Raw genomic sequence first — 11,656 nt, 5'->3', positions numbered from 1 at the left:
TCGCGGACGTTCGTTAACGGAACGATCTGAAACTTCGTTCCGAAAACTGGCTTGACGTAAAATTCGGAACGCCCTTAGTATCGATACAGTATTACGGAACGGAGTGAGTTATGTCCCGAGTTTTCGCTTATTGCCGCGTGTCTACTGCCGACCAGACGACCGACAACCAGCTTGGGGAAATAGAGGCCGCTGGCTTCAAGCCAGACCCCAAGCGAGTGGTGACAGAAACGGTTTCAGGCTCTACGGCCGCAATGGAGCGCAAGGGTTTTGCCAAGCTGGTCGACCGGCTGGAAAGCGGGGACATTCTCATTGTCACCAAACTGGACCGGCTAGGCCGAAATGCGATGGATGTACGGGCGACCGTTGACCGGCTCGCCGTTCTGGGCGTGAGGGTTCATTGTCTCGCTCTGGGCGGAGTGGACCTCACGAGCCCGGCCGGTCGCATGACCATGGGCGTCATTGCAGCCGTGGCTGAGTTCGAGCGCGACTTGCTGATAGAGCGAACGCGGGCTGGACTTAGCCGCGCGAAAGCAGAGGGGAAGGCTCTAGGACGCCGATCAAGCCTAACTGCCCCGCAACAAGAGGAAATTTGCGCGAAGCTGGCAGAGGGGCAATCTTACCGCTCACTGGCCAAGGCCTATGGTGTCGGCCTCGCCACAATCCAGCGAGCGCAGCGGGCTGCCGGGAGCGGCCACAATTCCCAACCGTCCAGTGACCTCGCAGTCTGCTCTAGCTAGCGTCTGCTGTCAGCCGTCGCTACGCTGCCTGCCGAAGGGGTAGTCATGCGTCTCAGTTGGAACGAAGTCAGGGCACGCGCTGCGAAGTTCGCCCGCGAACATGCAGACGACAAGGACGAGCGGTCGCAGTCGCAGCGCTTCTGGATCGACTTCTTCGACATCTTCGGCTTGGATAGCCGCCGAGTCACCACGTTCGAGAAGCGCGTGCAGCAGCTCGACGCAACCAAGCGCGGCTTCATAGACCTGTATTGGCCCGGCACGCTTATCATCGAACACAAGTCGGCCGGGCGCGATCTGCTATCCGCCACCAAGCAAGCGCTGGACTACTTCGACTGGCTTTCCGAAAAGGAACGGTTCCGATACGGAGCACGATAGCCCCCTGCCGTGTGAAAGCAGTGCCCTCCGGCAGCTTGCCCGCTGTGATGTCAACACAGTTGCCCTGCCGCGCCGGGATAAAGCCACGGCTTAGGAAGCCGCCGGCCAATCGGGCACCGCGCGGGCTGGGCTGGGACACGCCCCCTATGGGGGAAACGGCGTCAGGAACGTGTGGGACTGCCCCCGCGCATGGGGATGCCGATTTCAGGTCGCAGGGCCGTTGGTGACGGTTAGCGCGTGGATCGCTGGCAACTCTCTGGATGGGAGAGCAAGGTGCTGCCCACACCGTTTCTAGAGGATAAGACCATGTTCGACCGACCGCAGTTCAAAGTGACCTTCTTCCGCAACTACAAGCCCGTTCAGGAAATCCGGGGCACCGCCCTTGATGTCTATGAAAAAGCACGGGCTTGGGAGGCCCAAGGTTTGGGAGCGGTTAGGATCGTTCGACACAGGGGACGCCGCCCCCTGTCGTTGGTCGATCTTTGGTGCTTAGCGGAGCGGGAGGCGCAGCAGCGCGACCGCGACATTTACGGCTAACAGCCCGCTCGATCTGCCACGAATTCAAGTCCCTCTCTCCGGCCCGGATTGACGCGGCTGTCTCCACATTGCTACACAGGCGCTCCACACCTGTCGCGGTGCAGGAAAAATAACTTATTGTTTTCAATAAATTGGCGAGCCGGATTTCAAGTCCTGCCCCCGCCACCACGTGTAGCTAAGCACCTTAAATGCTTAGAACGCATTGAAATCATAGGAATTTTCTACACACAACTGCCACAGGCGTGGCGATCGAAGGGCGTCCTATGTGCGCCTGCCTGAAGGCTCCATCCAAAGGCAGTGCATATTACAAATTCCGGCGGCGTGTCCCTGACAAGCTTCGTCCCATCATCGGCAAGCGGGAATGGCGGATCACCCTTGAGACGAAGGACCGAGCCGAAGCCAAAAGCCTCATTCCTGACCTAACCGAAGCAACCGACGCGGTGGTTGATGAAGGCGCGAGAGAAGCTGGCGGCCTGTGCAGGGTAGCCGAACCCGTGAAAACGCCCTCGGCGGCCTCCCCAGCCCCGGCAAAACACGTCCCGATCACGATCTCCCGAGGGGAATCGGTGCAGTCGGAGCGCGAGAGCGGACGCAGAAGCACAGGACAGAAACATAGATTGCAGCGCAAGCCCGCCGAACCTGCGACGGGATGCGACCCGGTGAAGCTGGAGCCGCTCCCCGAAGCCTATGTTGCGGAAACCGCGGAGGGGCGTTTGCCGCGCGATCTGGCCAGCAGCCGGATACACATGCGGAGTCTCGTGGATTTCCTCAAGGTCGATGACCTGTGGCCGGCTGCCAAGACCAGGATGATTTCCTGAAAGGACTAGGGCGTGAACTTATAAATGGAAGGCATTTTGATGGGGCAGGCAGGGAAAATCGGCGTTGGCAGACGCTGTAGGCGGGGCTTTGCCCCCCGGCGAGCGGCGCGACGACGTTGATTTTCCCTGCCTGCCCACCGAAGGCGTGGTTTACAGCCCCGATCCAGCGCTCGGTGCGCTGGCTGCGTACGGACACTGCCGCGATGCCCCGGCATCACGGCAGTTCCTGTTCCTTGCCAACACGAAAAACCCCGCGCGGCGATTCATTCAAAGAGGATTTGGGCTTCATCTTCGGTCCTTCGTCACTCCGACGAAGCCCAAATCCTGTTCACATCGCAACCTCATATCTGCGCCATTGGCACCGACAGCAGAAACGCGCCGAACCAACCCACAGATGATTTTGGTTAGTAGCTGTAATACATGTCAAATTCCACCGGACTCGGCGTCATTTCCCACCGCGCCACATCTTCCATCTTCAGCTCGATATAGCTGTCGATCTGGTCGTCGGTGAACACGCCGCCCTTGGTGAACACGGCCCGGCCCTTGTCGAGCGCGGTCAGAGCTTCCCGCAGAGACCCGCAGACGGTCGGAACCTTCTTCAGTTCCTTCGGCGGCAGATCATACAGGTTCTTGTCCATCGCGGCACCCGGGTGGATCTTGTTTTCGATCCCGTCCAGCCCGGCCATCAGCAGCGCCGAATAGCAGAGATAGGGGTTGGCCATGGCATCCGGGAAGCGCACTTCGACGCGGCGCGACTTGGCGCCCGAGCCATAGGGAATCCGGCACGAAGCCGAGCGGTTGCGGCTGGAGTAGGCCAGCAGCACCGGCGCTTCATAACCCGGCACCAGCCGCTTGTAGCTGTTGGTGGTGGGGTTGGTGAAGGCGTTGCAGGCCTTGGCATGCTTGATGATGCCGCCGATGAAATACAGCGCCATTTCAGAGAGGCCGGCATAGCCTTCGCCCGCGAACAGGGGCTTGCCCTTGTTCCAGATCGAAAGATGGGTGTGCATGCCCGAGCCATTATCTTCCTTGATCGGCTTGGGCATGAAGGTCGCCGTCTTGCCATAGGCCTGGGCGACCATGTGCACGACGTACTTGTAGATCTGCATCCGGTCTGCGGTTTGCACCAGCGTGCCGAATTCCAGACCCAGTTCGTGCTGGGCGGCGGCGACTTCATGGTGATGCTTGTCGCACGGCAGGCCCATGTCCAGCATGGTCTGCACCATTTCGGCGCGGATGTCGGTGGCGGAATCCACCGGAGCCACGGGGAAATAGCCGCCCTTGGCGCGCGGACGGTGGCCGAGGTTGCCTTCCTCATAGGTGCGGCCGGTGTTGGTCGGCAGTTCGATGTCATCGAAGCTGACGAAGCTGCCGTTGTAGGACTGGCCGAACTTCACATCGTCGAACATGAAGAATTCGGCTTCCGGGCCGATGAACGCGGTGTCGCCGATGCCGGTGCCCTTGAGGTAGGCTTCGGCGCGCTTCGCAGTGGAGCGCGGATCGCGGGCATAGAGTTCGCCGGTGGAGGGTTCCACCACGTCGCAGAACAGCACGCCCATCGGGGTGGCGCTGAACGGATCGATGTAGAAGGCGTCCAGATCGGGCTTCAGGATCATGTCGGATTCGTTGATCGCCTTCCAGCCGGCGATCGACGAGCCGTCGAACATGAAGCCTTCTTCCAGATTGTCTTCATCGATGACGCGCTTGGCCATCGTGAGGTGCTGCCACTTGCCCTTCGGATCAGTGAAGCGCAGATCGATCCACTCGATCTCCTTCTCCTTGATCTGCTTCATGATATCGCTCGGCTTGGTTCCCATGTGCGTCCTCGCTTGTGGTAAAACGGGTTAAGTGGCTTGAAATGAACAGCGAAATCAGATGGCGTCCAGATCCGTCTCTCCGGTGCGGATGCGGATGGCCTTGTCGATGGTGGAAACGAAAATCTTGCCGTCGCCAATGCGACCGGTGCGCGCAGCCGTGGCGACGGCTTCCACCACCCGATCCACCTGCGCATCGTCCACCACCACTTCCAGCCGCACCTTGGGCAGGAAATCGACGATATATTCGGCACCGCGATAGAGTTCGGTATGCCCCTTCTGGCGGCCGAAACCCTTCGCCTCTGTCACGGTGATCCCGGAAACGCCAATGTCATGCAGCGCTTCCTTCACTTCATCCAGCTTGAACGGCTTGATGATCGCTTCAACCTTTTTCATGTGCCCGGATAGCTCCCTCGCAGCGGGTGATCGCCCGCACCTCGATGCCATTTGTAATGCAAACCCCGTGCCAACCGCTGCACAGCAGGGACATAGGCCGTCCTGTGCGCAAGAACTGCCCATTTTGGCGGCAGTCTGATGAAAATTGGGGCAATCGGCTGGAAAGTGGCTGAAAACTGCGCGGAAAACCAGCGGAATCCGCTCAGTTGCCCACGGCTTCCGGCGGCGGGATTTCCCCCAGCGCGGTATCGGGCGCATCCGGCTGCCAGTTCTGGCCGGGGCGGAAAATGGTGTCCCGTCCGGCCATCACGTCGCCGGACGCCACCTGTAACGCCAGCCGCTCGCTGTCGCGGCGGATATATTCCTCATGGATGGCGTCGATCGTGTCTTCCGGCGTGCCCAGTTCGCGCAGAGCGATGCGCCCCAGTTCGATCGCGCTGAAGAACAGCTCCCGCACGGCAAGGTCGATGTCACCCGCCATCAGCCGCATATAGTGCAGCCTGTCATGCGCGCGCACCAGCACGCGCAAATGCGGGAAGGCATGGCGCACGGCGTCCAGCCGCTGCGGTTCCCACGCGCCGCCGGTCGTCACGATCAGCAGCCGCGCCTCGGCAGCGCCCGCCGCGCGCAGCACGTCCGGGCGAAAGCCGTCTCCATAATAGACCTTCCAGCCAAATTGCTTGGATTGCTCGATCTGATCCGGCCGCGTGTCGATCAGCACCACGTTCAGCCCGCGCGCATGCAGCATCTGCGTGACGATCTGCCCGAAGCGGCCATAGCCCATCACGATCACCCCGCCCGGCCCGGCGGCCTTGGGGGTTTCCAGCCCATCCGTATCGGCCTCTTTCGGGCCATGCTCCATCAGCCGGTGCCATAGCGCGAGCGCGGGCACGGTCAGCGCCATGGAAACGGTGACGACGGCGGTGAACAGCGATGCCGCCTCCGGCGCGATCAGCAGGCCGACGGTGGCGGCGGCCAGCACGATGAAGGCGAATTCCCCGCCCTGCGACAGGTGCACGCCGATCAAGGACGCCTCTTTCCACGAGGAGCCGAACAGCCGGGCCAGCGCCGAGACGACGGCGAACTTTATCGCCATCAGCCCCACGGCGAAGAACAGGATTCTGAGCGGCTGGGACAGCACGACCGAGAGATCCAGCGTCATCCCCACCGCCATGAAGAACAGCCCAAGCAGCAGGCCGCGGAACGGCTCGATATCGGCCTCCACCTCGTGCCGCCAGGGGCTGTCTGCCAGCATCACGCCCGCGATGAACGCGCCCATCGCCATGGATAGCCCCAGCGAGGCCATCAGGAACGACGCCCCCAGCACCGCCAGCAGCGCGCCCACCACGAACACTTCGCGCGTGCCCGTCATCGCGATCAGCCGGAACAGCGGGTTCATCAGGTAACGCCCCGCCAGCACCAGCCCGCCGATGGCGATCAGCGACAGCCCCAGCATTTCCCAGCCCGAAACCGCGTTGGGATCATGCACGCGGGACAGCGCGCTGGTGACGAGCAGCAGCGGCACGATGGCGATATCCTGCAGCAAATGAATGGAAATCACCCGCTCGCCCATCGGCGTGTTGATCTTCTGCTGATCCTGCAGAATCTGCACGTCCAGCGCGGTGGACGACAGCGCAAGCGCCAGCCCCACCACCACCGCGGCCTGCCATGTGAAGCTGCTGACCAGCAGCAGTGCCGCCGCCAGCACCAGCCCGCACATCACAACCTGCAGCGTGCCCAGCCCGAAGATATCGCGCCTCAGCGCCCACAGCCGGGCGGGGTTCAGTTCCAGCCCGACCACGAACAACAGCATCACCACGCCATATTCGGCGAAGGCAAGCACCCGCTCAGGCTCTGCGATCAGCCCCAGCGCAGAGGGGCCGATCAGCATGCCGCCCGCCAGATAGCCCAGCACCGCACCCAGCTTCAGCCGGGTGAAGAAAGGCACGGCGACGGCGGCGACGGCGAGGTAGATCACCGCTTCGCGCAGGATGGTGGTGTCGACGGCCCCGGCCATGTCAGACAGCCACGGGTTGCGTGGCTTCGGCCGCAGCGGCTGCTGAGGCTTCGAAGGCGAGCAGGATAGAGGGGTGCCGCCCCGGATGCGCGCGCGCGGGGTGCAGCAGCGCCAGTTCGGGGAAGCGTTCGGCCAGAGGCGCGGGCAGATCGCCCTCCCCCTTCAGCCAGCCCTTCAGCAGATCGCGCGCTTCGGCCAGCGACTGCGCGGTTTCGCCAAGGATGTGGCGGCCCAATATGGAGGCAGAGGCCTGCCCCAGCGCGCAGGCGCGCACCTCCTGCCCGAAGGCGGAAACCCGGCCTTCGGCATCCAGCGCGAGATCGACGGTGACGCGGCTGCCGCAGATCGGCGAGCTGCGCTGCGCGCTGGCCTGCGGCGCTGTCAGCCGCCCGGCATGCGGAATGGAGGCCGCGAGCCGGAGGATTTCGGCATTGTAAAGGGGCGCATCCATCGCCCGCTTATAGGAAGCGGTTCAGGGCCGGGTAAAGGCCGGGAGATAGCGCGGCAGCACAAAAGCCGTGAATGGGTCCGCATCGACCGTGATTTCATACACGCCCTCGGCCCATGGCCCGGCTTCATAGGGCGGGACGAGGATGAGGAAGCTGCCGATGCGGCCGTCGCCTACTGGCAGGATGGGATAGGCAGACGGATCGGGGCAATCGGTGAAGCCTTCCAGCTTTTGGCCCTGCCGCCGGTCCGCGCGCTCGGCGTCCAGTGCCTTGCAGAAGGCGGGCTTCAGCGCCGCCATCGCCGCCTTTTCGTCCTTGAACAGCTCGCCGAAGCTGATGCGGCGGCCCGCGCCGCGATCCCAGATCACCCCGCGCATCAGCAGATTGCCATGCGCGCCGCCGGTGAAGCTGTATTGCTGCGCCGAAAGCGCCAGCAACTGATCGGTTTCGGCCTGCGGCTTCCAGCGTTCCAGCCACTGCGTCTGATACTGGCGGCCGCCCGCGGCGGCTTTGAATGCTTCGTCTGCCTCGCGAATGGTCTTTTGCCGGTCCGCCAGCGCTTCGGTGCGCATCTGCGTGACGAGCGCGGGTTCCAGCGCGGCTTCGGGCGCGAGCGACCAGCGGAAGCTGAGCGCCGGGCTTTCATAGCGCAGCAGCAGGTCCGTCGCGGGCAGCTCCGGTTCGGCCTGCAAGGGGGCGCTGGCGCGCGGCGCGGAGGCGAGCGGGGCTGTCTGCGCCATCGCCGGGGCGGCGAGCAGCAGAGTGGTCAGCAGGATGTGGCAAGCCTTCATCACACGCTCTCCCTCAGCGTTTTTTCACGAATTCGGCGCGCAGCACGAGGCCCTTGATGCCATCGAAGCGGCAGTCGATCTCCTGCGGGTCGCCGGTTAACCGGATGGAGCGGATCACGGTGCCGACCTTCAGCGTCTGCCCCGCGCCCTTCACCTTCAGATCCTTCACCAGAGAGACGCTGTCGCCATCGGCCAGCAAATTGCCGACGGCATCGCGCACCTCGACGGCCGCAGCCGCCTTCGCCGCCACTTCAGAGGCAGGCAGCCATTCGCCGCTGGCTTCGTCATAGATATATTCGTCGTCAGACATGGGTCAGGCCTTCCGCCAGCTTGTGGTGCCGTCTTTCGCGACGGAGATTTCGATGCCCTGCGCTTTCAGCGCGTCGCGGATGGAGTCCGCCGCCGCCCAGTCCTTCCCGGCGCGGGCTTCGCGGTAACGGGCGAGATCGGTTTCGATTGCCGCTGCATCGGCCCCGCCAGCGAACCATGTCGCGGGATCGGCCTTGCCGAAGCCCAGCAGCCCGGCCCCATCCGGGAATACGGCCAGCGCTTCGGGCGTGTTCAGATCGTCGAGCAGCGCGGATGCATCTGCCGCGCCGGTTTCGCCATCCGCCTTTCGGCGATAGAGCCGATCCAGCTTGGCGCGGCTTTGCTCCAGCAGCGCGTCCGTCCATTGCAGCGGCTGGCGGTAGTGCGCGGAGAGCAGCGCCAGCCGCAGCACTTCGCCCGGCCAGCCCGCCTCCAGCAGTTCGCCCGGCGTGATGATATTGCCCAGCGATTTGGACATCTTGGTTTCGCCCATCGTCAGGAAACCATTGTGCATCCAGATGCGCGCCAGTTCCGCACCGCCATGGGCGCAGCAGCTTTGCGCGCGCTCATTTTCATGGTGGGGGAATTGCAGGTCCAGCCCGCCGCCGTGGATGTCGATGGTGTCGGTTTCCAGCACGCTGCGGATCATCGCCGAGCATTCGATATGCCAGCCGGGGCGGCCCCGGCCCCACGGAGATTCCCAACCGGGCTGATCTTCGCTGGAGGGTTTCCACAGCACGAAATCGCCGGGCGCGCGCTTATAGGGGGCCACTTCCACCCGCGCGCCGGCGATCATCTCGTCCATCGGGCGCTTGGATAGTTCGCCGTAGCCGGGGAATTTGGCGATTTCGAACAACACATGGCCATTCGCTTCATAGGCATGTCCGCGCGCGACCAGCGCCTCGATCATGGCGATCATGCCGAACTCACCCGCGATATGCTCGGTGGCGCGCGGGTTGAAATCCGGCTTCAGGCAGCCGAGCGCCGCCATGTCGGCGAAATAATGCGCTTCGAACTCAGCCGCGACAGCTTGCGGCGTGCGGTTCTCCGCCACCGCCTTCGCCATGATCTTGTCGTCGATATCGGTGATGTTGCGCGCGTAACGCACATTTTCCGGCCCGTGCAGCTGCCGCAACAGGCGATAGAGCGTGTCGAACACCACGGCGGGCCGGGCGTTGCCGATATGGGCGCGGCCGTAAACCGTGGGGCCGCAGACATAGAGGGTAATCGGCTTGCCCGGTTCGGGGGTGCGAACCGGCTTCTTCGCCCGGCTCAGCGTATCATACAACTGCAACTGCATCAGATTTCGACCTGATCGCCCGACTTCGCGCCTTCGTCCAGCAGCTCGTCCAGCGCACGGCGGTCGTCATTGCTGTAGCCCCGGTCGCCCGGATTGGCGGGCGCGCCCTGTTGCGGCCCGAGTTGCGGGTGGCCCGGCGGCAGCACGCCCGGCGGCGGCACCATGCCGGGCGGCAGCGTCAGCACCTTGCCTTCGGGCTTGTCGTCCTGAAACTCGTTCACCCACCCCACCATGGCATGGGCGCTGAGGCTGAGCAGCGGCGCGGTCTTGCTCTCTGCCAGCCATTCCGGCGGCTGCTGATCGGGATCAAACAGGCCGGTGGCGAACTGCGTCAGCAGGAAGATCACCGAGCCGAGGATCAGCCCCTTCAGCGCGCCGAAGCCAAGGCCCAGCACCCGGTCCATCGGCCCCAGCGCACTGCGCTTGGCGAAACCGCCCGCGGCACCCGCGATCATGCGGGCGACGATCACGGTGCCGAAGAACAGCAACAGGAAGGCGATGATCGCGCCGGAGGCCTCTCCGCCCACGCGGGGGGCCAGCCACAACGTTGTCTGCTCGTGGAAAAAGCGCACCACGACGATGCCCAAAATCCAGCCCGCAAGGCTCAGCGCCTCTTGCGTGAAGCCGCGCAGAAGCCCCGCGATGGCCAGCAGCCCAACCAGCGAGACCACGACCCAATCGAAACCGGTGAACCCATCAATGATATCCATAAACCCGCGCCTAAGCCCCGGACTTGATCCGGTCAACGAGCGCCGCGACGGATGCGACGGGTGACACCTTCAAAGCCCCCACGCCAGAGACGCCCGGCGGCACCAGCGCGCGGGCAAACCCCAGCTTCTCCGCCTCTTTCAACCGCAGCGCCGGGTGGGCCGTCGGCCGCACTTCGCCGGACAGGGCGATTTCGCCAAAGGCCAGCGCGTCGCCCGGCACCGGCAGGTCCAGCAACGCAGACACCAGCGCCGCCGCCACCGCCAGATCGGCCGCCGGATCGACCACGCGCATCCCCCCCGCGACGTTCAGATACACCTCCGCCCCGCCGAAGCCGAGGCCCGCGCGCGCCTCCAGCACGGCCAAAATCATGGCAAGGCGGGAACTATCCCACCCCACCACCGCCCGGCGCGGGGTCGCGCCACTGGGCAGCCGCACCGTCAGCGCCTGCAACTCCACCAGCACGGGGCGCGTCCCCTCCAGCGCGGGGAACACCACCGCGCCCGCAACCGCCTTGTCGCGCTGCGTCAGGAACAGGCTGGAGGGGTTCAGCACCTCGGCCAGCCCGTCGGATTCCATGGCGAACACGCCGATCTCGTCTGTGCCGCCAAAGCGGTTCTTCACCGCGCGCAGCACGCGATACTGGTGCCGCCCCTCCCCTTCGAAATAGAGCACGGCATCGACCATATGTTCGAGCACGCGCGGCCCGGCGATCTGGCCGTCTTTGGTGACATGGCCCACCAGAATCAGCGCCGTGCCGGATGTTTTCGCCCAGCTGATGAGTTCAAGCGACGCCGCCCGCACCTGACTGACGGTGCCGGGCGCGCCCTCCAGCTGATCGGAGTGCATCGTCTGGATGGAATCGATCACCAGCAGCGTCGGCGCGTCGCCTGCGGACAGCGTGGTGAGGATATCGCGCACGGAGGTCGCCGCCGCCAGCTGCACCGGCGCATCCGAAAGCCCCAGCCGCCGCGCCCGAAGCCGCACCTGATCCGCAGCCTCCTCACCCGAAACATAGGCCACTTTGTGCCCGGCCCGCGCCATCCGCCCGGCCGCCTGCAACAAAAGTGTGGACTTGCCGATGCCCGGATCGCCGCCGATCAGCACGGCCGAGCCGGGCACCAGCCCGCCGCCCAGCGCCCGGTCCAGCTCGGCAAAGCCGGTGGGCAGGCGCTTGGGCAGTTCGATCAACGCATCCAGCGGCTGCATCTGCAACACCCGCCCGCCTGCCTTCAAACTGTGCTTCTGCGCGAACGGAGTGACGCTGGCGGTAGCCTCTTGCTGGAGCGTGTTCCATTCCCCGCAATCGGGGCACTGGCCCATCCATTTCGGGGCCACACTGCCACAGGACTGGCACACATAACGGAGCTGCGGTTTCGCCATGGGGGGGATGTAGGGGGTTTGG

Annotated in this window: 13 protein-coding genes; 4 read left to right on the top strand and 9 right to left on the bottom strand. The window is 64.2% G+C overall.

From position 1 onward, the window contains the following. Positions 1–110: 110 nt before the first annotated feature. From FJQ54_RS01580 to FJQ54_RS17355, 4 genes are all read left to right on the top strand, one after another. Positions 111–737, top strand: coding sequence for a recombinase family protein (locus FJQ54_RS01580; RefSeq protein ID WP_140926529.1), 627 nt, complete (start codon positions 111–113; stop codon positions 735–737). A 45-nt stretch (positions 738–782) separates the two neighbouring features. Beyond that, the gene (locus FJQ54_RS01575) at positions 783–1,112 is read left to right on the top strand and encodes a type IIL restriction-modification enzyme MmeI (protein WP_140926528.1); all 330 of its coding nucleotides are present in this window, start codon (positions 783–785) and stop codon (positions 1,110–1,112) included. Positions 1,113–1,349: 237 nt separating this feature from the next. Then, positions 1,350–1,649 (top strand): hypothetical protein, encoded by a 300-nt coding sequence (locus FJQ54_RS01570; RefSeq protein ID WP_140926527.1) that lies wholly within the window; start codon positions 1,350–1,352, stop codon positions 1,647–1,649. Positions 1,650–1,891: 242 nt separating this feature from the next. Further along, positions 1,892–2,467, top strand: coding sequence for a DUF6538 domain-containing protein (locus FJQ54_RS17355; protein WP_181159934.1), 576 nt, complete (start codon positions 1,892–1,894; stop codon positions 2,465–2,467). 404 nt (positions 2,468–2,871) lie between these two features. Here the strand turns inward: FJQ54_RS17355 and glnA are convergent, their stop codons facing one another. From glnA to radA, 9 genes are all read right to left on the bottom strand, one after another. Next, a complete protein-coding gene (glnA, locus tag FJQ54_RS01560; protein ID WP_140926526.1) occupies positions 2,872–4,284 on the bottom strand; it encodes a type I glutamate--ammonia ligase in 1,413 nt (470 codons plus the stop codon). Between the two features lie 54 nt (positions 4,285–4,338). Then, a complete protein-coding gene (locus tag FJQ54_RS01555; protein WP_140926525.1) occupies positions 4,339–4,677 on the bottom strand; it encodes a P-II family nitrogen regulator in 339 nt (112 codons plus the stop codon). 202 nt (positions 4,678–4,879) lie between these two features. Continuing rightward, the gene (locus FJQ54_RS01550; RefSeq protein WP_140926524.1) at positions 4,880–6,694 is read right to left on the bottom strand and encodes a monovalent cation:proton antiporter-2 (CPA2) family protein; all 1,815 of its coding nucleotides are present in this window, start codon (positions 6,692–6,694) and stop codon (positions 4,880–4,882) included. A gap of 1 nt (position 6,695) precedes the next feature. Next, positions 6,696–7,145, bottom strand: coding sequence for an iron-sulfur cluster assembly scaffold protein (locus FJQ54_RS01545; protein ID WP_140926523.1), 450 nt, complete (start codon positions 7,143–7,145; stop codon positions 6,696–6,698). 21 nt (positions 7,146–7,166) lie between these two features. Then, on the bottom strand, positions 7,167–7,934 hold the full coding sequence (locus FJQ54_RS01540; protein WP_140926522.1) for a DUF3298 and DUF4163 domain-containing protein: 768 nt from the start codon (positions 7,932–7,934) through the stop codon (positions 7,167–7,169). Between the two features lie 13 nt (positions 7,935–7,947). Next, positions 7,948–8,244, bottom strand: coding sequence for an alkylphosphonate utilization protein (locus FJQ54_RS01535; protein ID WP_140926521.1), 297 nt, complete (start codon positions 8,242–8,244; stop codon positions 7,948–7,950). 3 nt (positions 8,245–8,247) lie between these two features. Further along, positions 8,248–9,543, bottom strand: coding sequence for a cysteine--tRNA ligase (cysS, locus tag FJQ54_RS01530; protein WP_140926520.1), 1,296 nt, complete (start codon positions 9,541–9,543; stop codon positions 8,248–8,250). Further along, positions 9,543–10,253 (bottom strand): CvpA family protein, encoded by a 711-nt coding sequence (locus FJQ54_RS01525; RefSeq protein ID WP_140926519.1) that lies wholly within the window; start codon positions 10,251–10,253, stop codon positions 9,543–9,545. The genes cysS and FJQ54_RS01525 overlap by 1 nt, the downstream gene beginning before the upstream one ends. Before the next feature lie 10 nt (positions 10,254–10,263). Then, on the bottom strand, positions 10,264–11,634 hold the full coding sequence (gene radA, locus FJQ54_RS01520; protein ID WP_140926518.1) for a DNA repair protein RadA: 1,371 nt from the start codon (positions 11,632–11,634) through the stop codon (positions 10,264–10,266). Positions 11,635–11,656: the final 22 nt, after the last annotated feature.

Origin of the sequence: Sandaracinobacter neustonicus (assembly GCF_006385875.1) — a bacterium.
Lineage (GTDB): Bacteria > Pseudomonadota > Alphaproteobacteria > Sphingomonadales > Sphingomonadaceae > Sandaracinobacteroides > Sandaracinobacteroides neustonicus.
Note: the sequence above shows the minus strand (reverse complement) of the source record. Positions and strands in the feature narration are given on the sequence as shown.

Excerpts from the sequence above, each read along its gene's own strand:
- FJQ54_RS01580 (WP_140926529.1), top strand. The coding sequence starts at position 111 with ATGTCCCGAGTTTTCGCTTATTGCCGCGTGTCTACTGCCGACCAGACG.
- FJQ54_RS01575 (WP_140926528.1), top strand. The coding sequence starts at position 783 with ATGCGTCTCAGTTGGAACGAAGTCAGGGCACGCGCTGCGAAGTTCGCC.
- glnA (WP_140926526.1), bottom strand. The coding sequence starts at position 4,284 with ATGGGAACCAAGCCGAGCGATATCATGAAGCAGATCAAGGAGAAGGAG.
- FJQ54_RS01555 (WP_140926525.1), bottom strand. The coding sequence starts at position 4,677 with ATGAAAAAGGTTGAAGCGATCATCAAGCCGTTCAAGCTGGATGAAGTG.
- FJQ54_RS01550 (WP_140926524.1), bottom strand. The coding sequence starts at position 6,694 with ATGGCCGGGGCCGTCGACACCACCATCCTGCGCGAAGCGGTGATCTAC.
- FJQ54_RS01545 (WP_140926523.1), bottom strand. The coding sequence starts at position 7,145 with ATGGATGCGCCCCTTTACAATGCCGAAATCCTCCGGCTCGCGGCCTCC.
- FJQ54_RS01540 (WP_140926522.1), bottom strand. The coding sequence starts at position 7,934 with ATGAAGGCTTGCCACATCCTGCTGACCACTCTGCTGCTCGCCGCCCCG.
- FJQ54_RS01535 (WP_140926521.1), bottom strand. The coding sequence starts at position 8,244 with ATGTCTGACGACGAATATATCTATGACGAAGCCAGCGGCGAATGGCTG.
- cysS (WP_140926520.1), bottom strand. The coding sequence starts at position 9,543 with ATGCAGTTGCAGTTGTATGATACGCTGAGCCGGGCGAAGAAGCCGGTT.
- FJQ54_RS01525 (WP_140926519.1), bottom strand. The coding sequence starts at position 10,253 with ATGGATATCATTGATGGGTTCACCGGTTTCGATTGGGTCGTGGTCTCG.
- radA (WP_140926518.1), bottom strand. The coding sequence starts at position 11,634 with ATGGCGAAACCGCAGCTCCGTTATGTGTGCCAGTCCTGTGGCAGTGTG.